This is a genomic window from Pseudomonas sp. HMSC066A08 (assembly GCF_001813025.1).
Taxonomy (GTDB): domain Bacteria; phylum Pseudomonadota; class Gammaproteobacteria; order Pseudomonadales; family Pseudomonadaceae; genus Pseudomonas; species Pseudomonas aeruginosa.
In genome coordinates, this window is sequence record NZ_KV811341.1 from 85,820 (window position 1) to 107,133 (window position 21,314).

The window sequence follows — 21,314 nt, forward strand, 5'->3', positions numbered from 1 at the left end:
TCCGCACGCCGCCGCCGCTCTTATCGGTAGCGCTGCAGTATCTCCTCGATCTCTCCGCTGCGTTTCATTTCCTCGAACGTCTTCAGTATCGCTTCCACCGGAACCTCTGCGGAGTCCCGCACCAGGCAGCCCACCGCCGTCTCCTCGAGCTGCGCGGCTTCCTGGAGTGGCGGTTGCCCCGGCGCCTGGCGGTTGCTCCAGTGCAGCGACAGTTGATGGCTGACCGCGTAGCGGTAGCGGCCGGCGCGCAGTTTTTCCAGCACCAGATCCTGGGTGCGCGCATCGTCGCGGCGCAGTCGGCCGATGTCGAACAGCGCTTGCAAGCGGGGATAGCTGTAGCCGAGGACGGTACCGATACGCTGGGCCGGCAGCGCCTCGGGAATCGGCGCGAAGCCTTCGCGGGCGACCAGGATGTCGCGTTGTACCAGCAGCGCGACGCTCCAGCGATAGCCGGGGAAGTCGTGGCTGAGCCAGGCGGGGCTGATGTAGCAGCGGACATCGATTTCGCCAGCGTTCATCGCCTGCTCGATGCGCCCGCGCGGGTAGGGGTGGTAGAGTGCCTTGCGGCCGACCTGCCGGGCCAGAGAGCGGGTGATGTCGTAGACGATGCCGTCGATCGGCTGGCCCCGTTCCAGGCGGACCAGCGGCATGCTCCAGCTTTCCATCACCGAGAAACGCAATGGCCTCGCGTCGTCTTCCGCGGCGGCCGCTGGCAGGGCCGCGAGCAACTGCAGCAGGAGCAGCGCAGGTGCGCCGAAATGAGGCATGAACGAAGTCAGGGAAGGTAGAGTCATTGCCACCGACGAGGGCTGCGGAAGGGCCAGGGGAATTCTTAGCACGCAGTTTGCCAAGTCGGCGAGCGCAGAAGGGGTAAATTGCGCTAGCATTGGCCGACTTGTGCTTCCCTTCTGTGACGGTTTTCGATGAGTTATCAAGTTCTTGCGCGTAAATGGCGTCCCCGTTCCTTCCGTGAAATGGTCGGCCAGACCCATGTGCTCAAGGCTCTGATCAACGCCCTGGACAACCAGCGGCTGCACCATGCCTACCTGTTCACCGGTACCCGCGGGGTCGGCAAGACCACCATCGCGCGGATCCTGGCCAAGTGCCTGAACTGCGAGACCGGGGTCAGCTCCACGCCGTGCGGCGAATGCTCGGTCTGTCGCGAAATCGACGAAGGCCGCTTCGTCGACCTGATCGAAGTGGACGCCGCGAGCCGGACCAAGGTCGAGGATACCCGCGAGCTGCTCGACAACGTGCAGTACTCGCCGACCCGCGGGCGCTACAAGGTCTACCTGATCGACGAAGTGCACATGCTCTCGTCGCACAGTTTCAATGCGCTGCTCAAGACCCTCGAGGAGCCGCCGCCGCACGTCAAGTTCCTGCTGGCCACCACCGACCCGCAGAAGTTGCCGGTGACCATCCTCTCGCGCTGCCTGCAGTTCTCCCTGAAGAACATGCCGCCGGAGCGGGTGGTCGAGCACCTGACCCACGTGCTCGGAGCCGAGAACGTGCCCTTCGAGGATGATGCCCTGTGGTTGCTCGGGCGCGCCGCCGACGGCTCGATGCGTGACGCCATGAGCCTGACCGACCAGGCCATTGCCTTCGGCGAGGGCAAGGTGCTGGCCGCAGACGTGCGGGCGATGCTCGGTACCCTCGATCACGGCCAGGTCTATGGCGTGCTACAGGCCTTGCTGGAGGGCGATGCGCGCGCCCTGCTCGAAGCGGTGCGCCACCTGGCCGAGCAGGGGCCGGACTGGGGCGGCGTGCTTGCCGAAATACTCAACGTGCTGCACCGCGTCGCGATCGCCCAGGCCCTGCCGGAAGCGATCGACAACGGCCAGGGTGACCGCGAGCGGGTGCTGGCCCTGGCCCAGGCGTTGCCGGCGGAAGACGTACAGTTCTATTACCAGATGGGCCTGATCGGCCGTCGCGACCTGCCGCTGGCGCCCGATCCGCGTAGCGGCTTCGAGATGGTGTTGCTGCGGATGCTCGCGTTCCGCCCGGCGGACGCCGACGGCGCGCCGAGGACGCCGCTAAAGGACCTGGGGATCAGCAAGGCCACGACTGATCCCGCCAACTCCCCCGTGGCCGGCGCGGCCTCGCCTGCGCCGGTCGCTGCCGTTGCTGCCGCGTCTGCCGTGGCTGCGCCCGTCGAACCCCCGGCTGCACCGGCGGCAGCGCCATCCGCGCCGCCGGCGGCGGTCGAGGCGCGCGTCGCGGAAGCGGTTGTCGAAGAGCCCGCCGCCGCGGCAGAGGTCGTCGACTTGCCCTGGGAAGAGCCGGCGCCTAGCCTCGCTGCCGAGCCCGAGCCCGAGCCCGAGCCCGAGCCCGAGCCGCTAGCCGTGGAGGCTCCCTCGGCCCCTCCGGCAGTGGCGGTCGAGGCGGTGGTGGAAACCGTTCTGGAAGCCCTGCCGGCTGCGTTGCCGGTAGCACCTGACGAGCAGGACGAGCAGGACGAGCAGGACGACGAGCCACCGCCCGCGGACGACTACTACGAAGTCGACATGGATACCCTGGCCTACCTGGATGCCGCGCCCGAGCCCGACGTGGTCGTGGTGGAGGAGCCGCTGCCGGCGGCGAAGCCGGCCACCGGCCTGGCCGCGGAGTGGCTGGAGCTGTTCCCGCGGCTCGGCCTCGGCGGCCTGACCGCCAGCATCGGTGCCAACTGTACGCTGGTAGCTGCCGACGACGACCACTGGCACCTGCATCTCGATCCGGGCCAGAGCGCGCTGTTCAACGCCACCCAGCAGCGGCGGCTGAACGATGCGCTGAACCAGCACCTGGGGCGCACCCTCAAACTGGAGGTGACCCTGCAGAAGCCTGAGCAGGAGACCCCGGCCCAGGCAGCGGCACGCCGGCGTGCCGAGCGCCAGCGGGCGGCCGAGGCATCGATCGATGCCGACCCGTTGGTCCGGCAGTTGCGCGAGCAGTTCGCCGCGGTGGTCCGTGACGGTACCATCGAACCTTTGGAAGCCAAGGCCTGACCGGCGCTTGGCGCACGCAACAAGACGACATTCGAGGTGAAGAACATGATGAAAGGTGGCATGGCCGGCCTGATGAAGCAGGCGCAGCAGATGCAGGAAAAGATGCAGAAGATGCAGGAAGAGCTGGCCGACGCCGAAGTGACCGGGCAATCCGGCGCCGGTCTGGTCAGCGTGGTGATGACCGGGCGCCACGACGTCAAGCGCGTCAGCCTGGACGACAGCCTGATGCAGGAAGACAAGGAAATCCTCGAAGACCTGATCGCTGCCGCGATCAACGATGCGGTGCGCAAGATCGAGCAGAACAACCAGGAAAAGATGTCCGGCTTCACCTCGGGCATGCAACTGCCGCCCGGCTTCAAGATGCCCTTCTGATCCCGCGTTCGTGCCGGGTCCGCCTTCTTCGGACGGCGCCCGGCAGCCATTCCTCTCCCTCTATCCGACGAGTCCTGCATGAGTTTCAGCCCGCTGATCCGCCAACTGATCGAGTCCCTGCGCATTCTTCCCGGTGTCGGGCAGAAGTCGGCCCAGCGCATGGCGCTGATGCTGCTGGAGCGCGATCGCAGCGGCGGCCTGAAGCTGGCCCAGGCGTTGACCGCCGCGATGGAAGGGGTCGGTCATTGCCGGCAGTGCCGTACCCTCAGCGAGGAGGAGCTGTGCCCGCAGTGCGCCGACCCGCGACGCGACGACTCGCTGCTCTGCGTGGTGGAAGGTCCGCTGGACGTGTTCGCGGTGGAGCAGACCGGCTACCGCGGCCGCTATTTCGTGCTCAAGGGACACCTGTCGCCGCTCGACGGCCTGGGGCCGGAGGCGATCGGCATTCCCGAACTGGAAGCGCGGATCAGGGACGGAGTCTTCAGCGAGGTGATCCTCGCCACCAACCCGACCGTCGAAGGCGAGGCCACCGCCCACTATATCGCCCAGCTACTGGCCGGCCGCGGCCTGACCTTGTCGCGTATCGCCCATGGCGTGCCGCTGGGCGGCGAGCTGGAACTGGTCGATGGCGGCACCTTGGCCCACGCCCTGGCCGGACGGCGGCCGATCTCCTGAGCTCTGTGCCTCCCGTGTCCGTAGGAAGGGCGGCCTATACGCCCTCGCCGATGGCCAGTTTCCCGTATTGAAAACCAAGCAAGCGCTAGGTAAGTTCTGAGGCTCCCATCAGGAGCCCGGCCATGACTGACTTCCAGCAGTACTTCGACGAGTCCCATCAACTGATCAGGGATTCGGTGCGCCGTTTCGTCGAGCGCGAGGTGTTGCCGCACATCGATGAATGGGAGGAGGCCGAGGAATTTCCCCGCGAACTCTATCTCAAGGCCGGCGCGGCCGGGATTCTCGGCATCGGCTACCCGGAAGCCTACGGCGGCAGTTGCGAAGGCGATCTGTTCGCCAAGGTGGCGGCCAGCGAAGAGCTCATGCGCTGCGGTTCCGGCGGCCTGGTCGCCGGGTTGGGGTCGTTGGATATCGGCTTGCCCCCGGTGGTCAAGTGGGCCCGTCCCGAGGTGCGTGAGCGGGTGGTGCCGGCGGTGCTGCGCGGCGAGAAGATCATGGCCCTGGCGGTCACCGAGCCCTCCGGCGGCTCCGACGTGGCCAACCTGAAGACCCGTGCGGTGCGCGATGGCGATCACTATCGCGTCAGCGGCAGCAAGACCTTCATCACCAGCGGCGTGCGCGCGGACTACTACACGGTGGCGGTGCGTACCGGTGGCGAGGGTTTCGCCGGCGTCAGCCTGCTGCTGGTGGAGAAGGGCACTGCCGGGTTCAGTGTCGGACGCAAGCTGAAGAAGATGGGCTGGTGGGCGTCGGATACCGCCGAACTGTTCTTCGACGACTGCCGGGTGCCTGCGGAAAACCTGATCGGCGTGGAGAACGCCGGCTTCGCCTGCATCATGGCCAATTTCCAGAGCGAGCGCCTGGCCTTGGCGGTGATGGCCAACATGACCGCGCAACTGGCTCTGGAGGAGTCGCTGCGCTGGGCGCGCGAGCGGGAAGCGTTCGGCAAGCCGATCGGCAAGTTCCAGGTGCTGCGCCATCGTCTCGCGGAAATGGCCACGCAACTGGAGGTTTCACGGGAGTTCACCTATCGCCAGGCAGCGAAAATGGCCGCCGGCAAGAGCGTGATCAAGGAGATATCGATGGCCAAGAACTTCGCTACCGATGTCGCCGATCGCCTGACCTATGATGCCGTGCAGTTGCTCGGCGGCATGGGCTACATGCGCGAAAGCCTGGTGGAGCGGCTGTACCGCGACAACCGGATTCTCTCCATCGGCGGCGGTTCGCGGGAAATCATGAACGAGATCATCGGCAAGCAGATGGGGTTGTAGGGGCACGTTCTATCAGGTGAAGTCCAGGTCGTAATGCGCCTGGCCACAGTGCAGGCAGTCGAAGCGGTAGATGGCCGGATTGCCGCCGGGCGTATAGGCGTCGACGAGGCGTTGCCAGGTGATAGCCGGCCAGGCGAAATCGGCGAAGCGCTGCGCCAGGCCCTCGGCTCCCAGTTGCCCGATTTCCTCGCGCCCCGCGTCGCCGCGAAAGGCGCAGGCATCCTCGCAGCAAACCAGCCAGCGCTCCTGCTGCCAGGAGGCGTAGCCGGGCGTGCGCTCGCAGACTTCGGTGACGATATCCGCGGCGACGCCGGCGTCGAGCAGCGGATAGTCGTCGGAAAAGCTCGCTTCGTAGCGCGCGGCCGCGCTGCCGTCGGCTATGCACCAGGGGCAAAGGCTGCCGGGCGGCAACTCGTGGCGGGAATAGGGCGAACCGGTGTAGACGTAGCCACGAGCCTTGCCACAGCACTGGCAGGCGGCGGCGGAAGCCTCGATGCTGCCGCTGGCGAGCGGTTCGGGATGGTAGCGGAAGTGCGGAAGGGGAAGGTTCATGACGGCCGTACCCTGGAGACTGGCCGTCGAGTATGACGTGCCGGGCAGCCTGGCGGCTACCCGGCGGGCCTGTTCACTCGCTGGCTTCGCGGGCGCCCTGGGGGCTCTTCGGGCGCGGCGCGAAGCGCGCTGCCAGGCGCATGCTGGCGGTGACCACGCGCTGGTAGAGCACTGGCGCCAGGCGCAGCATCACGTCGATCGCGTGGGCGTCGGCACCGATCAGGATGCGCCGGCTGTCGCGCTGCACGCCGCGCAGGATGACCTGGGCGGCCTTCTCCGGGGTGGTCCGCAGCAACTGGTCGTTGAATTGCTGGCGAGCCTTGTCGGGAGCCTGGCCGGTGACCTTGGCCATGCTCTCGTTCATTCTCGCGGTCTTGGCGATGTTGGTCTTGATCCCGCCGGGATGCACGCAACTGGCGGAGACGCCGGAGTCCTCCATGTCCAGTTCCTGGCGCAACGACTCGGTGAAGCCGCGCACCGCGTACTTGGTGGCGTTGTAGGCGCTCATCCCGGGCTGGGCGAACAGCCCGAAGACGCTGGAGACATTGACCACGTGGCCGTTGCCGGAGGCCTTCAGGTGCGGAAGGAACGCCTTGGTGCCGTTCACCACGCCCCAGAAGTTGATGTTCATGATCCACTCATACTCCGAGTAGTCGCTGCCTTCCACGGTACCGGCGTGGGCGACGCCCGCGTTGTTGAAGATGAGGTTCACCCGGCCATGTTCGCTGGCCGCCTTGTCGGCCCAGGCCTGCACCTGCTCGCGGTCGGCCACGTCGACGACCGCCGTGGAGACGCGTACCCCGCTGCTGGCGAGCAATTGGCGGGTTTCCTCGAGAGCTGCGGCATTGACGTCGGCCAGGGCCAGATGGCAACCCTGCCTGCCGAGTTCCACGGCCAGGGCACGACCGATGCCCGAGCCTGCGCCGGTGATGGCGGCGACTTTGTTTTCGAACGACTTCATGCGGGTACCCCTTCGGCCTGTTGGCGGGCTTCGTTGCTCAGGGTGGCGAGCGGTGTCGTGGTGAGGTGGTAGGCGGAGGCGTCGAACTGCCGGGTCAGGGCACGGAAGCGCCAGGTGAAACCCGGCCACAGGGTGCAGTTGCGGCCGCTGACCGGATGCAGGTACCAGCTCTTGCAACCGCCCACGCTCCAGACGCTGCGGTCCAGCTTGCGCTGGAGGTATTCATTGTAGCGTTCCTGCACCGGAGCCTTGACCTCGAGACTGAGCAGTTCGCGGCGCTCCATCAGCTTCAGCGCATCGAGGACGTAGGCGATCTGCGACTCGATCATGTAGACCATCGAGTTGTGGCCGAGGCCGGTGTTCGGTCCCATCAGGAAGAACAGATTGGGGAAGCCGGCGGTGGTAGTGCCCTTGTAGGCTTCCGGGCCCTTGGTCCAGCTGTCCAGCAGGTCGCGGCCGTCGCGACCGAAGACCACTCCGCGGGGGATCGGATCGTTGGCGGTGAAGCCGGTACCGAAGATGATCGCGTCGACCTCGCGCTCCCGGCCGTTGCCGTCGACGATTCCGTTGGCGGTGACGGCGCGGATGCCTTCGGTGATCACCGTGGAGTTGGCGGCAGCCAGGGCCGGGTAGTAGTTGTGCGACATGAGGATGCGCTTGCAGCCGATGGTGTAGTCCGGCGTGACCTTGCGGCGCAGTTCCGGATCCTTGATCTGCTTGTGGATGTGGCGGATCGCCAGGCGCTGCACCAGCTTCATCACCTGCGGGGCGAAGGTGAAGCCCAGCACCCGTCCTTCGAGCAGGCTGTAGAGGCCGCCGCGCCAGAGCTTCTGCACCAGCGGGAAGCGCCGGAAGCGCCGGCGCTCGGTTTCGCTGATCGCCCGGTCCGGTTTGGGCAGGATCCATGGCGGAGTGCGCTGGTAGAGATCGAGCGCGGCCACCAGCGGCTGGATCTCCGGGACGAACTGGATCGCCGAGGCGCCGGTGCCGATCACCGCCACGCGCTTGCCCTTGAGGTCGTAGTCATGGTCCCACTGCTGGGAATGGAAGACCTTGCCCTGGAAGTTCTCCAGGCCATCGAGGCGCGGATAGGCCGGGGTGGACAGGCCGCCCATGCCGGAAACCACGGCGTTCGCGGTGTAATGGTTGCCCTGGGCGTCATGCAGGTGCCAGAGGCTTTGCCGCTCGTCCCAGGCCAGCTTGCCGATCTCGGTGTTCAGCAGGGTCTTTTCCTGCAAGCGGTATTTTTCCCAGCACTTCTCCAGATAGGCGCGGATTTCCGGCTGGCGGGCGAACATCCGCGTCCACTCCGGGTTCGCTTCGAACGAGAAGGAATAGACGTGGGATTGCACGTCGCAGGCGCAGCCAGGGTAGTTGTTGACTCTCCAGGTGCCGCCGACGCCGGCGTCCTTTTCGAAGATCAGGAAGTCGTCCTCGCCTTCCTGGCGGAGACGGATCGCCATCCCCAGCCCGGAGAAACCGGTGCCGATGATGGCGACCTTGCAGTGCCGGGCGGCGGCAGGGGTGGGTTGGGTACTCATGGCCAAGCTCCTGTTATGATTGTTTGCTGGCGTATACACTCGTCTACCTCGGAATGTAGACATCTGTATACTTCAGGGTCAAGCCAACCTTAGGTAGGGTCGGGGCGGCGCAATGGCCGAACCTGTGGCGCATGGAAACAACCAGGTGGAACATGAGCGACATGAACGAAACGAAGGACAGGGTTGCCGACGCTCCCGGCAAACGCGCCTTGCTGGAGGCGGCCTTGCGCCTGGGCAGCAGCAGCCGCAGCCTGGGGGCCATCGGCTTGCGCGAGCTGGCGCGCGAGGCGGGGCTGAATCCGAACACCTTCTATCGGCATTTCCGCGATATCGACGATCTTGGCCTGACCATGATCCGCGACATCTCTACCCAACTGCGCCAGCCGCTGCGCCAGCTTCGCCGCGAGGCCGCGACCCGTGCGGCGCCCAGTGCCCGAGCGCAGGCGACGCCGTTCGGCCTGGACCTGGAAAGGGGGCGGCGGGTCTGCCGGGAGACGGTGCGGCTGTTCTTCGACTTCGTGGAGAGCAATCCCGCCGCGTTCATCGTCGGCGTGCGCGAACTGCATGGGGCTTCGCCGGTGCTGCGTGGTGCCCTGCGTCAGATCATGGACGAGTTCGCCGAGGACATGTCGGAGGACATCATCGAATTCAGGTTGTTGCCGGCGGTGAGCGAGGCGACCATCCGCCGCCTCTCCAGCCTGATCGGCCGCCAGCTGTTTCAGTTGTCGCTGGACTATATCGGCCAGCCGGAGCGGCGTCGGGAAATCTGCGCCCTGGGCGAGGAACAGATACTGCTGTTGTTCACCGGCGCCGCGGTCCTGCAGATGATGGGCGTTTCGCTGGACGCCGAGGCGTCAGGCCAGCTTGAGCAGGCTCATGCCGGCCAGCAGCAGCAACAGGCCGAGCCAGCCGCGCCAGGCCAGGCGCTGGCCGAACAGCGCCCAGCCCATGGCGACGGTGGCGAGGATGCCGAAGCCGCCCCAGATCGCATAGGCCAGTGACAGCTCGATGTCCTTCACCGCCTGCGCCAGCGCGGTGAAGGCGGCCATCACGCAGAGGATCGAGGCGATCCCGAGGCCGCGCCTGCGGAAACCGTCGGAGTATTTCAACAGCAGGTTGGCGACGACCTCTAGGGCGATCGCCAGGCCGAGCCAGGCGAAGGGAATCCAGTTCAGGGTCAGCATGTGACGGCCTCCCCACGGGGCTGCGCCGGCGTGTCGCCGGCGTTGCGGGTGCCGGACTTGATCAGCAGGATGCCGGCGATCATCACGCCGAGACCGACGGCCTTGTACAGGCCGATGCTTTCGCCCAGCCAGGCGACGCTGACCGCCGTGATCAGGACGATGCCAATGCCTTCCCAAAGGGCGTAGGCGACTCCGACGGGGACACGCTTGACCGCCAGGGCGAGGAAGAAATAGGACAGGCCGATCATCCCGTACATCAGCAGCATGCCTGCGATAGGGGCGTGGGTGGCGGCCAGTTTCATCGAGGTGGTGCCGATCACTTCGGCGCCGATAGCCAGTAACAGATAGATCCAGGAACGCATGTTGCCCTCCCATGGGCACCGCGGAATGGAGGCCGCGGCCAAAGATGACGTAGAGCGGTGGCGAGGTGCGGGAAAGACCGCGAAGCGCAGGGGCGGTCGCCACCGACAGAAGGTGTCGAGGGAGGGAGCTAGAGGTCGCCGGTCCAGTGACGCTCGCGGGATACCAGACGGGAAGTGGGGAGAGGTAATGCCTTGGTGTTCAACATAATGAACATTATATTACCTCAGGGCATCGTAAAAAGCCAATCGATAGGAATTGACTAATTATTTCCTCCGTAAAATGGCGGATTCAGGAACGGTAGTCGAAACGGAGGCTTTTCCGTGTGCAATATCCTGTTCTGCTCTCGAATAAGAAACGCCAGGCGGGGCCTGGCGTCGGGGGGCGGAGCGGCACCGGCGGAGGCGGGCTTCAATCGGCGAAGGCCAGTTTGTCCTTCCAGTATTTCTCCAGTTTCGCGGTGTCGTGGTCGCTGGGGTGGAAGCCTGGCCGGTAGTAGTCCAGGTAGGGCAGCAGCAGACGGGTGAAGAAGCCCTTGCGCAGGCCGAACAAGGTGCCCAGGCCATGCTTCCAGGAGCGCCAGTTGAACAATTGGCCGTCCTTGCGTAGCAGGTCGAGCTGGAACCAGCCGATGACGCCGAAGAACATCAGGGTGGTCAGCATCATCACCAGAACCCGGGTGAAGTAGCCGCCGTAGACTTTCTGGTACACATCGTAGGCGACGTTCTTGTGTTCGTTCTCCTCGATGGCATGCCACATCCACAGCTTGTACATCTTCGGCGACTGCATCTGGATGGTCAGGTCTTCGCGCTTGAGCAACTGCGCGGCCATGGTCGCGGTGAAATGCTCGAGGGCGCAGGTGATCGCCAACTGGTGTTTCCTGGTGGTGACCTTGCTGACGTTTTCCAGCAGGACCTTGATCCGCAGTTCGAGGCACTCCAGGTCGACCCCGTGCTCCTCGGCATATTCGTTGTAGGCGGCATGTTCCTTGGAGTGCATCGCCTCCTGGCCGATGAAGGCGCTGACGTCCTTCTTCAGTTGCGGATCCTCCAGGCGGTCGCGCACCGCGCGCACGCTATCGACGAAGAATTTTTCGCCGTAGGGGAAGAGCGAGGACAGGTTGTTCATGAACTGGGTCATGAAGGGTTGGCCGTCCCACCAGTACTTCGGGGTTTCGCTGAAGCTGAAATCCATCCGCCGCACGGGGAAATTGGCGCGAACCGGGGAGGCGGTGCCAGTGGCAGTCATGGCTAACTCCTTTTGTTGTTCTGGGGAGGGGAAACGTGCAGGTTTCCTCGGGTTCCCTATGGTGAGTTCGCTATAACACCTCTGAATGTGTCATTAGCTGATGTAATTATTGCAGGATTGTCCAACAGTGGGAGGTCATTCCTGGCCATTTCGAAGTCATTAATGGCCAGGTCGGCTCGACCAGACGGAAGATGGGGCGCCAGCAGCGAACGCGGGGCGCCAGGGCGCGCCCCGGCGTATCAACGCTCGTCGAGAGCGAACGCGGTGAGGCTGAAGGTGGAGATGCCGGCGTCCTGCAGGCGAGTGGAGCCGCCGAGTTCCGGCAGGTCGATGATCGCCGCGGCCTCGAAGACCCTGGCCCCGAGACGTCGTACCAGGCTCGCGGCCGCCAGCAGGGTCCCGCCGGTGGCGATGAGGTCGTCGAAGATCAGTACGCTGTCGCCTTCGCAGAGGCTGTCGGCATGTACTTCGAGGAAGGCCTCGCCGTATTCGGTCTGGTAGCCCTCGGCGAGTACGTCGGCGGGTAGCTTGCCCTGCTTGCGGAACAGGACCAGGGGCTTGTTCAGCGCATAGGCCACCGCCGAGCCGATGAGGAAGCCGCGGGCATCCATGGCGCCGATGTGGCTGAAATCGGCCTCGATGTAGCGCTGGACGAAGCTGTCCACGGTCATGCGCAGCGCACGCGGCGACTGGAACAGCGGGGTGATGTCGCGGAACACCACGCCGGGCTTGGGAAAGTCCGGCACGGCGCGGATCTGCGACTTGAGGGTGAGCTCGTCGAAAATCATGGAAGATCCTGGGCTGGGCGTTTTTCGTGGCCCATCATACAACGGGCCCGCGCTGAGGCGGGCCCGTCGGCGGTTCGCAGGCGCTTCAGCCTTCCAGCTGGCCGCCGGCGAGGGCGCACAGCTCGATGGAGTCGAGGATGTGCACTTCCTTGCCTTCCGCGCTGATCAGGCCGTTCTGCTGGAAGCGGGTGAAGACCCGCGACACGGTTTCCACGGCCAGGCCGAGATAGTTGCCGATCTCGTTGCGCGACATGGCCAGGCGGAACTGCTGGGCGGAGAAGCCGCGGGCACGGAAGCGTGCCGACAGATTGACCAGGAAGGTGGCGATGCGCTCGTCGGCCGTCTTCTTCGACAGCAGCAGCATCATCTGCTGGTCATCGCGGATTTCCCGGCTCATCAGGCGCATCAGTTGGCGGCGCAGTTGCGGCAGCTGCTCCGACAGTTCGTCCAGGCGCTCGAAGGGAATCTCGCAGACCGAGGTGGTTTCCAGGGCCTGGGCGGATACCGGATAGGTTTCGGTATCCATCCCGGACAGGCCGACCAGCTCGCTGGGCAGGTGGAAGCCGGTGATCTGTTCTTCGCCGGCATCGGTGATGCTGAAGGTTTTCAGGGCGCCGGAGCGCACGGCAAAGACCGAGCCGAAAGGATCGCCCTGGCGGAACAGGAATTCGCCTTTCTTCAGGGGGCGACCGCGCTTGACGATCTCGTCCAGCGAATCCATGTCTTCCACGGTCAGCGACAGGGGGAGGCACAGCGGGGCCAGACTGCAATCCTTGCAGTGTGCTTGGGGCAGTGCGCGCACCTTGATGGTTTCGGCCATTGAGGGGTCCTTGCTAGGTTAAAGGCACAACAGGAGTAAGGGTAACGCAGCCGCGATGCGGGTGCCAGCCATAGGTCTGGCAACGACCATTTCTGACAGGCCTATAGCGTTTCCAATCAGTGACTTGCGTCAAACAACTGCGACTACCTGTCGCATCCTGTCAAGGGGCGACGAAAAGGGGCTCAAGTTCGCGACGCGTGGGCCGATCCAATGGAAGAATTCCATTTTTCCCGGAGTGACTGGAATGTTGACCCTCAGTGGCTGGATCACCACCCAGGTGCCGCCCTCGTCGCGCGCCGCCGCGGATGCCAAGGCCGCGCGGACCGGCGCCGCCGAGCAGGCGGGAAACCCGGCCGCCGGCGCCGAGGCCGCCGATCAGCATGTACGGCTTTCCCAGGCAGGGCGCGAGCTGGCCGCCACCATGGGGGTGTCGGTGGAGGAGGAGGACGAGGATATCCCGCAGGAATTGCGGCCGATGGTGAAGATGATCCGCGAGTTGAAGAAGAAGATCGAGGAGAAGCTCAGGGAGCTGCAGGAGGCCATGAGGTCGTCCGATCCGGGGACGAAGGAGGTTCGCGTGCCTGCGTTGCAGAAGGAGCTGCAACAACTCAACTCCGCCCTGCAGACGGCGACGGCCGCGATGGCATCGGCCATCAAGAAGATGGGCATCAGCGACCCGGCGCTGATCATGAAGGTCATGGGCAGCCGGTAGAAGGGACGGGGATTCACCGCCCTGTCGTGCGGGCAGGGCGGTGCGCTTTCAGATCACTCGGGAGAAGCGCTGCCGGTTGAGGCTGGGCAGGTAGCGGTCGAACAGCATGCAGATCGAACGCACCAGCAGACGCCCGGAGGAGGTGATGTCGATGCCTTTGGCGTCCAGGCGGATCAGGCCGTCGGTGGCGAAGCGCTCGAGGTCGGGCCACAGCTCGGCGAAGTAGCTGCGGAAGTCGATGCCGAACTCCGTCTCGATATCCTCGAAGGCCAGTTCGAAATGGCAGATCAGTTGCTGGATCACCGCGCGCCGCACCCGGTCGTCGCTGTTGCAGTGCAGGCCGCGACGGATCGCCAACTGGCCGTTGTCGAGGCTGGTCTGGTAGTCGTTGATGTCGCTGCTGTTCTGGCTGTAGAGGTCGCCGATCTGGCTGATCGCCGAGACCCCGAGACCTACCAGGTCACAGTGCCCGTGCGTGGTGTAGCCCTGGAAATTGCGTTGCAGGGTGCCGTCTTCCTGAGCGCTGGCCAGCTCGTCGTCGGGCAGGGCGAAGTGATCCATGCCGATATAGCGGTAGCCCGCCGCGGCGAGTTGCTCGGTGGTGCGCTGGAGCATTTCCAGTTTCTGACCCGGGCTAGGCAAGTCGTCGGCGTTGATCCGCCGCTGCGGCATGAAACGCTCGGGCAGGTGGGCGTAGTTGAACACCGAGAGGCGATCCGGCTGTAGCGCGATCACTTCGTCGACGGTGCGGGCGAAGCTGTCCGGCGTCTGTTTCGGCAGTCCGTAGATCAGGTCGAGGTTGATCGAGCGGTACTGCAGGGTGCGCGCGGCCTCGACGATGGTACGGGTCTCCTCCGGGGTCTGCATGCGGTTGACCGCCTTCTGCACCTCCATGTCGAAGTCCTGTACGCCAAGGCTGACGCGGTTGAAACCGAGTTCGCGGAGCAGGCCCATGGTCGACCAGTCGGCCTCGCGCGGGTCGATCTCGATGCCGTAGTCGCCCGAATCGTCGTCCAGCAGGTTGAGGTGGGTGCGCAATTGCGACATGAGTTCGCGCAACTGGCCGGGACTGAGGAAGGTCGGGGTTCCGCCACCGAAGTGCAGTTGCTCGACCACCTGCTCGCGGGAGAGGTGGCGGCTGACGATCTCGATCTCGCGGACCAGGCGCGCGAGGTACGGCGCGCTGCGCCCGCGATCCTTGGTGATCACCTTGTTGCAGGCGCAGTAGTAGCAGATGTTGGCGCAGAACGGGATGTGCACGTAGAGCGACAGGGGGTGTCCGGCCTTCCGGCTGTCGCGCAGAGCGTGCAACTGGTCGAACGGGCCGATGCCTTCGTGGAACTGCACGGCGGTCGGATAGGAGGTGTAACGCGGGCCGGAAAGGTCGTAGCGCCGAATCAGGTCAGCGTCCCAGCGAATGGTGTCGAGCATGCCAGAGATCCCCAGTTGGCGAGCTTTAGTCGGGAAGTCTAGGGATTGCGCCGGGAAGGCCTGTTGATTTGTATCAAGCGGGTGAATGTATACAGGATGTGTCGCCCGATGTTGGGACGGGCGTCCGTCAATGCCCCATCAGCCAGGCCTGGTGCGGTCCTGGGAGGGTCCAGAGGCCGAAGAGGATGACCATCAGGCCGCCCACGATGCGTACGCCGCGACGGCGCAGCAGGGCGGTCACCCGTTCGGCGGCCATGCCGGTGGCCAGCAGAACCGGCCAGGTGCCGAGGCCGAACGCCAGCATCAGCAGCGCGCTGTCCAGTGCCGATCCCTGGCTGGTGGCCCAGAGCAGGGTGCTGTAGACCAGCCCGCAGGGCAGCCAGCCCCAGATCGCTCCGAGCAGCAGGGCCCGTGGCAGGCTGGAGACCGGCAGCAGGCGCCGGGCGAAGGGTTCCAGGTGGCGCCAGAGGCCGCGACCGAGCGCCTCGACGCGGGTCAGGCCGCTCCACCAGCCGGCCAGGTAGAGTCCCATGGCGATCAGCAGCAGCCCGGCGACCACCCGCAGCGCGCCGGCCAACGGGGTGCGCGCTACCGCCCAGCCGGCCAGGCCGAGCAGCAGGCCGGCGCAGGCGTAGCTGAGGATGCGGCCGAGGTTGTAGGCCAGCAGCAGGCGCAGGCGACGGCCGCGCTGTTCGGCGGGAATGGCCAGGGTCAGGGCGCCCATCAGGCCGCCGCACATGCCCAGGCAGTGGCCTCCCCCGAGCAGGCCGAGGATCAGCGCGGAAACCAGCAGCGGTGCCAGTTCAGCCACGCGGTCGGTCCTCGGGTTTCGACGGCTTCTCCGCTTCGTCGACGCCGGCCTGGTGCTTCGGGTCTTCGTCGTCGAAGAGAATGCTGTGGGCGGGGCCGTCGAGATCGTCGTACTGGCCGCTGTCCACCGCCCAGAAGAACACGTAGATGGCGATGGCGACGATGACGATCGCGACGGGGATCAGGATGTAGAGCGCGGCCATACGGACCTCGGCGAAGGGATTCGGATCAGCCGCAGGGCGTTGACCACCACCAGCAGCGAACTGACCGACATGCCGATCGCCGCCCAGCCCGGGGTGATCCAGCCGAGCGCGGCGAAGGGCAGGACCAGGCCATTGTACAGGCTGGCCCAGGCCAGGTTCTCGACGATGATATGGCGGGTACGGCGCGCCAGCCGGAAGGCCTGCACCAGGCTGTCCAGGCGGTTGGACAGGAGCACCGCGTCGGCGCTGGTCTTGGCCAGGTCGGTGGCGCTGCCCATGGCGACGCTGATGTCGGCACCGGCGAGCACCGGTACGTCGTTGACTCCGTCGCCGAGCATCAGCACCCGACGGCCCTCGCCGTGCAGGCGTTCGAGCATGGCCAGCTTGTCGTCCGGGGTCAGGCCGCCGCGGGCTTCGTCGATGCCCAGTTCGGCGGCGACGCTGGCGACCATCGGCGAGGCGTCTCCGGATAGCAGGAGGGTGCGCCAGCCGCGCGCCTTACAGGCGCTGAGCAGGGCGGGAGCGTCGCTGCGCAGGCGGTCGTCGAGACCGAACCAGGCCAGCGGTCCCTGTTCGTCGCCGAGCAGCAGCCACTGTCCGGAGTCGCCGGGCATCGCGGGCGTGGCGCTGCCGCCCAGGTTGCTGACGAAGGCGGCCTGGCCGATGCGCAGGCGGCGGCCTTCCACCAGGCCTTCGAGGCCCAGCCCCGGATGGCTTGCGACGCTGTCGGCGGCCTCCGGCGCACGGCCGAAGGCGCGGGCGATGGGGTGTTCGGAACGGTTCTCGAGGGCGGCGGCGAGGGCCAGGCAGCGATCCGCGTCGAGGTCGCGCAGGGGTAGCACCTGCTTGAGCGTCAGGCGGCCTTCGGTGAGGGTGCCGGTCTTGTCGAAGATTACCGTGTCGATGTGGTTCAGCCCTTCCAGCACGTGCCCGCGCGTGATCAGCAGGCCGAGCTTGTGCAGGCTGCCGGTGGACGCGGTGAGCGCGGTGGGCGTGGCCAGCGACAGAGCGCAGGGACAGGTGGCGACCAGCAGCGAAAGCACCACCCAGAAGGCGCGCTGGTGGTCGACCTGCCACCACAGGGCGCCGACCGCTGCGGCGACCAGCAGGACGATGAGCAGGAACCACTGCGCCACCTTGTCGGCCAGTTCCGCCAGGCGCGGCTTGTCCGCCTGGGCGCGTTCCAGCAGGCGGACGATGGCCGACAGGCGGCTGTCGTCGCCAAGGGCGCCGACCTCGACGGTCAGCGGCCCCTCGACGTTCAGGGTGCCGCCGGTGACGGCGTCGCCGGCCTGGCGCGGATGGGGCAGGTACTCGCCGGTGAGCAGCGACTCGTCGACGCTGGACTGGCCGTCGAGGATCACTCCGTCGGCCGGCAGCACGGCGCCTGGCGGTACCAGTACGCGGTCGCCGACGCGCAGTTCGCTGAGCAGGATGCGCTCGCCCTGGTTGGCGGCGTCCAGGCGCAGGCAGGACGCCGGCAGCAGGTTGACCAGTTGCGCGGTGGAGGCGGCGGTGCGCTCCCGCGCGCGGCGTTCGAGGTAGCGGCCGGCGAGGAGGAACAGGGCGAACATGCCGACCGCGTCGAAATACAGCTCGCCCTGGCCGGTGATCGTCGACCAGATGCCGGCGACGTAGGCGCCGCCGATCGCCAGCGACACCGAGACGTCCATGGTCAGGTGGCGGGTGCGCAGGTCGCGCAGGGCGCCACGGAAGAACTGGCCGCAGCAGTAGAAGACGATCGGCGTGGTGAGGATCAGGCTGACCCAGCGCAGGATTCGGTCCATGCCGGCGGAAAGGTCGAGGTTGAATTCCGGCCAGGTCGCCATCACCGCCATCATCACCTGGATCCACAGCAGCCCGGCGACGCCGAGCTGGCGCAGGGCGCGACGGTTCTCCATGGCCAGGCGCTCGGTGGCGCGGTCGGGTTGGTAGGGATGGCCGGCATAGCCGATCTGGCGCAGTTCGCCGAGCAACTGGCTGAGCGGCAACTGGCTGTCCTGCCAGCGCACGTGCAGGCGATGGTTGGACAGGTTGAGCCGCGCCTCGGCCACGCCAGGCAACTGGCGCAGGTGCTTCTCGATCAGCCAGCCGCAGGCGGCGCAACTGATGCCTTCGATCATCAGGCTGGTTTCCGCCAGCTCGCCCTCATGGCGGACGAAGCCGCCCTGTACGTCCGGGCGGTCGTAGAGCTGCAACTCTTCGCTGAGCGCCTTGGGCAATGCTTCGGGATTGGCGGCGTTTTCGCTGCGGTGCCGGTAGTAGCTTTCCAGGCCGCCGGCGACGATGGCCTCGGCCACCGCCTGGCAGCCCGGACAGCACATGGCCCGCGTCTCGCCGAGCACGCGGGCCTCGAAGCGGCTGCCGGCGGGTACCGGCAAGCCGCAGTGGTAGCAGGGCAGGGGGGCGCTCATGGGCGCTTCGCTTCTGCTCCCTGGAGCGGTTCGTCACCCAGCTCCATGACCACGGTCGGCGATACCACCTCTTCCTCGAAAAGGCGCCACTGGCCGCTGCCTTCCTGGCCGAGCAGTTCGACGAAGCGACGGCCCTCGACGGCGTCGGTCAGCTGGCCGACGTAGCGCTCGCGGTCGGAGTTGCTGCGCAGCAGCTCCACGCGGCGGTCCTTCTCCGGCTGGGTCGGCGAGATCAGGTTGAGGGTGAGCTGCTCCGGACGGCTGTTGCCGGTCAGGCGCACTTCGACTTCGCCGGTCAGGTCGTCGACCTTGACCTTGGCGTGCACCTGCAGGCGTACGGCCAGGTTCTCGCGTTCCAGGGAGCGGTTGATGCCCTTGCCGGCCTCGTAGTAGTTGTCGGTGACCAGGGTGTCCTGGTTGCGCACCGCGATGGTGACCAGGCTCAGCCCGAGCACCACCGAGGTCGCCAGGAGGGCCACGATGAACCAGGCCCAGAAGTGTTTGTACCAGGGTTGAGGGTGGGTCTCGGACTGCATGCTCAAGTTACTCAACGGGTGCGTGGGCCAATGAAGCGACTCTTCGCTTCTTTATGGATGCTCGGGTCGTCGGCCGACTCGATGGTGAAGACGATCTCGTTGGTGGTCGAAGGCAGCTTCTCCGGCTCGATGGACAGTTCCATCGGCAGGTTGAGGATGTCGCCCGCCGCCACCTTCAGCTCGCGCCGGCCTTCCAGGGTCAGGCCTTCGAGGCCCTTGGCACCGAGGATATAGGTGTGGTCCTGCTGATCCTTGTTCATGATCTTCAGGCTGTACACGTTCTCGATGCGGCCGAGTTCGTTCTCGCGGTAGAGCACGCGGTCCTTGCTGACGTCGAAGCCGACCAGCGGGCGCAGGACCACCGCGGTGATCAGGGCGGAGATCATCAGCACCAGGGCGATGGCGTAGCCGATCAGGCGCGGCCGGGCCAGGTGGGTCTTCTGGCCGTTGAGGTTGTGCTCGGTGGTGTAGCTGATCAGCCCTTTCGGGTAGTTCATCTTCTCCATGATGCTGTCGCAGGCGTCGATGCACGCGGCGCAGCCGATGCACTCGATCTGCAGGCCGTCGCGGATGTCGATGCCGGTCGGGCAGACCTGCACGCACATCGTGCAGTCGATGCAGTCGCCCAGGCCCTGGGCCTTGTAGTCGAGGGACTTCTTGCGCGGGCCGCGCTTCTCGCCGCGACGCGGATCGTAGGAGACGATCAGGGTGTCCTTGTCGAACATCACGCTCTGGAAGCGTGCGTAGGGGCACATGTAGATGCACACCTGCTCGCGCAGCCAGCCGGCGTTGCCGTAGGTGGCCAGGGTGAAGAAACCGACCCAGAAGTAGGCCCAGCCGTCGGCCTGGCCGGTGAGCAGTTCGGGAATCAGCTCGCGGATCGGCGAGAAGTAGCCGACGAAGGTCAGGCCGGTGACCAGGCCGATCAGCAGCCACAGGCTGTGCTTGGCGGTCTTGCGCAGCAGCTTGTTGCCGCTCATCGGGGCCTTGTCCAGCTTGATGCGCTGGTTGCGGTCGCCTTCGGTGACCTTCTCGCACCACATGTAGATCCAGGTCCACACGCTCTGCGGGCAGGTATAGCCACACCAGACGCGACCGGCGAACACGGTGATGAAGAACAGGCCGAAGGCGCAGACGATCAGCAGCCAGGACAGCAGCATGAAGTCCTGCGGCCAGAAGGTGGCGCCGAAGATGTAGAACTTGCGCTCGGGCAGGTCCCACCAGACGGCCTGGCGGCCGCTCCAGTTGAGCCAGACGGTACCGAAGTAGAGGAGGAAGAGCGCCGCACCGCCCACCATGCGCAGTCGGCGGAAGATACCGGTGAAGGCCCGGGTGTAGATCTTCTCGCGCTTGGCGTAGAGATCGTTGTTATTGGTGTCGCCCTTGGCAGGCGGGGTGACGTCTTGAACGGGAATCTGTTTGCTCATCAGTGCGTACCACGGCAGTGGGGGGCGCCCGGCCGGTACATGCCGGCAGGGTCAGAAAATAGTTGCACGCCTACTGATTATACGCCTGATCTATCAGGCTTTTTGCGGTAACTGTGCGACTTTTGGTCGCGTATTGTCCCATTCGCGCTTTTCTTTTGCACAAAATAAAACGGCGCCGGGGTTGCCGGCGCCGTCTGGGTCGTGGGGGAGGGGAGCGCTTATTCGGCGCTCTTCTCGCCGTGCGACAGGCTGTATACGTAGGCGGCCAGCAGGTGCACCTTGTCGTTGCCCAGGTGTTCCTGTTGCGCCGGCATCACGCCCTGGCGACCGTAGCGGATGGTCTGCTGCAGTTGCGCGAAGCTGGAGCCGTAGATGAACGCGCCGGGGTGGGTCAGATCGGGAGCGCCCATCGCCGGGGTGCCCTTGCCTTCCGGACCGTGGCAGGCGACGCAGGTGGTGGCGAAGACCTGCTTGCCGGCCTCGATGTCTGCCTTGGCGCCTTCCGGCAGCTTGCGGCCATCCATCTGGGTGAGGACGAAAGCGGCAACGTTCTTCACGCCTTCCTCGCCGATCACTTCACCCCAGGCCGGCATGGCGGCGTGGCGGCCAGCCATGATGGTGGTCTTGATGGTTTCCGGCTCGCCGCCCCAGCGCCAGTCGGCGTCGGTCAGGTTGGGGAAGCCGTAGGCGCCCTTGGCGTCGGAGCCGTGGCAGATCGAACAGTTGGAGGCGAACAGGCGACCGCCCATTTTCACCGCCTGCGGATCCTTGGCGACTTCCTCGATGGGCATCGCGGCGAACTTGGCGAAGATCGGGCCGTACTTCTCGTCGGCCTTGGCCATTTCCTTTTCCCACTGGTGGACGCCGGTCCAGCCTTTTTCCTTGTCGGCGAATTCATCGGCGGACTGGTAGCCCGGCATCAGGCCTTTCCAGGTGCCCAGGCCCGGGTACAGGGCCAGGTAGCCCACGGCGAACACCAGGGTGCCGACGAACAGCATGAACCACCACTTCGGCAGCGGGTTGTC

Annotated in this window: 21 protein-coding genes and 1 pseudogene; 6 read left to right on the forward strand and 16 right to left on the reverse strand. The window is 65.8% G+C overall.

Going from position 1 to position 21,314, the window contains the following annotated elements:
- Window positions 1-20 precede the first annotated feature (20 nt).
- Window positions 21-887: a substrate-binding periplasmic protein gene (locus HMPREF2886_RS23600; RefSeq protein ID WP_083318609.1), complete on the reverse strand. Its 867-nt coding sequence runs from the start codon at window positions 885-887 to the stop codon at window positions 21-23.
- Window positions 888-923: 36 nt separating this feature from the next.
- On the opposite strand from HMPREF2886_RS23600, the gene dnaX reads away from it, so the two are divergent.
- From dnaX to HMPREF2886_RS23620, 4 genes are all read left to right on the forward strand, one after another.
- Window positions 924-2,984 carry a DNA polymerase III subunit gamma/tau gene (gene dnaX, locus HMPREF2886_RS23605; RefSeq protein WP_070748488.1) on the forward strand — a complete coding sequence of 687 codons (2,061 nt, stop codon included), beginning with the start codon at window positions 924-926 and terminating at the stop codon, window positions 2,982-2,984.
- Between the two features lie 45 nt (window positions 2,985-3,029).
- Window positions 3,030-3,356, forward strand: coding sequence for a YbaB/EbfC family nucleoid-associated protein (locus HMPREF2886_RS23610; protein ID WP_070748498.1), 327 nt, complete (start codon window positions 3,030-3,032; stop codon window positions 3,354-3,356).
- Between the two features lie 78 nt (window positions 3,357-3,434).
- Window positions 3,435-4,031, forward strand: a complete 597-nt coding sequence (recR, locus tag HMPREF2886_RS23615) for a recombination mediator RecR (protein WP_033972719.1) — start codon at window positions 3,435-3,437, stop codon at window positions 4,029-4,031.
- Between the two features lie 122 nt (window positions 4,032-4,153).
- Complete coding sequence (locus tag HMPREF2886_RS23620; protein WP_033972718.1) at window positions 4,154-5,302, forward strand: acyl-CoA dehydrogenase family protein; 1,149 nt, start codon at window positions 4,154-4,156, stop codon at window positions 5,300-5,302.
- Between the two features lie 12 nt (window positions 5,303-5,314).
- On the opposite strand, the gene HMPREF2886_RS23625 is transcribed toward HMPREF2886_RS23620, so the two are convergent.
- From HMPREF2886_RS23625 to HMPREF2886_RS23635, 3 genes are all read right to left on the reverse strand, one after another.
- Window positions 5,315-5,854 carry a CbrC family protein gene (locus HMPREF2886_RS23625; RefSeq protein WP_033972716.1) on the reverse strand — a complete coding sequence of 180 codons (540 nt, stop codon included), beginning with the start codon at window positions 5,852-5,854 and terminating at the stop codon, window positions 5,315-5,317.
- 73 nt (window positions 5,855-5,927) lie between these two features.
- Window positions 5,928-6,815, reverse strand: a complete 888-nt coding sequence (locus tag HMPREF2886_RS23630) for an SDR family NAD(P)-dependent oxidoreductase (protein ID WP_033972714.1) — start codon at window positions 6,813-6,815, stop codon at window positions 5,928-5,930.
- A complete protein-coding gene (locus HMPREF2886_RS23635) occupies window positions 6,812-8,395 on the reverse strand; it encodes a flavin-containing monooxygenase (protein WP_073649339.1) in 1,584 nt (527 codons plus the stop codon). The genes HMPREF2886_RS23630 and HMPREF2886_RS23635 overlap by 4 nt, the downstream gene beginning before the upstream one ends.
- Window positions 8,396-8,517: 122 nt before the next feature.
- On the opposite strand from HMPREF2886_RS23635, the pseudogene HMPREF2886_RS35090 reads away from it, so the two are divergent.
- Window positions 8,518-8,685: pseudogene (locus HMPREF2886_RS35090) on the forward strand (TetR family transcriptional regulator); the annotation flags it as partial.
- A gap of 525 nt (window positions 8,686-9,210) precedes the next feature.
- On the opposite strand, the gene mdtI reads toward HMPREF2886_RS35090, so the two are convergent.
- From mdtI to anr, 5 genes are all read right to left on the reverse strand, one after another.
- Window positions 9,211-9,540 (reverse strand): multidrug/spermidine efflux SMR transporter subunit MdtI, encoded by a 330-nt coding sequence (mdtI, locus tag HMPREF2886_RS33755; RefSeq protein WP_003103934.1) that lies wholly within the window; start codon window positions 9,538-9,540, stop codon window positions 9,211-9,213.
- Entirely contained in the window at window positions 9,534-9,902 is a 369-nt protein-coding gene (locus tag HMPREF2886_RS23650) for a multidrug/spermidine efflux SMR transporter subunit MdtJ (protein ID WP_033976278.1), read from the reverse strand. Before HMPREF2886_RS23650 ends, mdtI begins: the two co-directional genes overlap by 7 nt.
- Before the next feature lie 409 nt (window positions 9,903-10,311).
- Complete coding sequence (locus HMPREF2886_RS23655; protein WP_003087258.1) at window positions 10,312-11,148, reverse strand: metal-dependent hydrolase; 837 nt, start codon at window positions 11,146-11,148, stop codon at window positions 10,312-10,314.
- A gap of 239 nt (window positions 11,149-11,387) precedes the next feature.
- Window positions 11,388-11,936: an adenine phosphoribosyltransferase gene (locus HMPREF2886_RS23660; RefSeq protein WP_070748490.1), complete on the reverse strand. Its 549-nt coding sequence runs from the start codon at window positions 11,934-11,936 to the stop codon at window positions 11,388-11,390.
- 85 nt (window positions 11,937-12,021) lie between these two features.
- Entirely contained in the window at window positions 12,022-12,756 is a 735-nt protein-coding gene (anr, locus tag HMPREF2886_RS23665) for a transcriptional regulator Anr (protein ID WP_003087262.1), read from the reverse strand.
- Window positions 12,757-13,003: 247 nt separating this feature from the next.
- Here anr and HMPREF2886_RS23670 point away from each other — a divergent pair, with 247 nt between their 5' ends.
- The gene (locus HMPREF2886_RS23670) at window positions 13,004-13,468 is read left to right on the forward strand and encodes a hypothetical protein (protein ID WP_177344463.1); all 465 of its coding nucleotides are present in this window, start codon (window positions 13,004-13,006) and stop codon (window positions 13,466-13,468) included.
- Window positions 13,469-13,516: 48 nt separating this feature from the next.
- Here the strand turns inward: HMPREF2886_RS23670 and hemN are convergent, their stop codons facing one another.
- From hemN to ccoP, 7 genes are all read right to left on the reverse strand, one after another.
- On the reverse strand, window positions 13,517-14,899 hold the full coding sequence (hemN, locus tag HMPREF2886_RS23675) for an oxygen-independent coproporphyrinogen III oxidase (RefSeq protein WP_023116535.1): 1,383 nt from the start codon (window positions 14,897-14,899) through the stop codon (window positions 13,517-13,519).
- Window positions 14,900-15,026: 127 nt separating this feature from the next.
- Window positions 15,027-15,710: a sulfite exporter TauE/SafE family protein gene (locus HMPREF2886_RS23680; protein ID WP_003087270.1), complete on the reverse strand. Its 684-nt coding sequence runs from the start codon at window positions 15,708-15,710 to the stop codon at window positions 15,027-15,029.
- Complete coding sequence (gene ccoS / locus HMPREF2886_RS23685; protein WP_003087273.1) at window positions 15,703-15,912, reverse strand: cbb3-type cytochrome oxidase assembly protein CcoS; 210 nt, start codon at window positions 15,910-15,912, stop codon at window positions 15,703-15,705. The genes HMPREF2886_RS23680 and ccoS overlap by 8 nt, the downstream gene beginning before the upstream one ends.
- Window positions 15,891-18,326, reverse strand: a complete 2,436-nt coding sequence (locus tag HMPREF2886_RS23690) for a heavy metal translocating P-type ATPase (RefSeq protein WP_070748494.1) — start codon at window positions 18,324-18,326, stop codon at window positions 15,891-15,893. The genes ccoS and HMPREF2886_RS23690 overlap by 22 nt, the downstream gene beginning before the upstream one ends.
- Window positions 18,323-18,862, reverse strand: a complete 540-nt coding sequence (locus HMPREF2886_RS23695) for a FixH family protein (RefSeq protein WP_003103941.1) — start codon at window positions 18,860-18,862, stop codon at window positions 18,323-18,325. Before HMPREF2886_RS23695 ends, HMPREF2886_RS23690 begins: the two co-directional genes overlap by 4 nt.
- An 11-nt stretch (window positions 18,863-18,873) precedes the next feature.
- A complete protein-coding gene (gene ccoG, locus HMPREF2886_RS23700) occupies window positions 18,874-20,289 on the reverse strand; it encodes a cytochrome c oxidase accessory protein CcoG (protein WP_003087288.1) in 1,416 nt (471 codons plus the stop codon).
- Window positions 20,290-20,507: 218 nt separating this feature from the next.
- Window positions 20,508-21,314 (reverse strand): cytochrome-c oxidase, cbb3-type subunit III (gene ccoP, locus HMPREF2886_RS23705; RefSeq protein ID WP_049262964.1); only part of this gene is annotated, 807 nt, incomplete at its 5' end.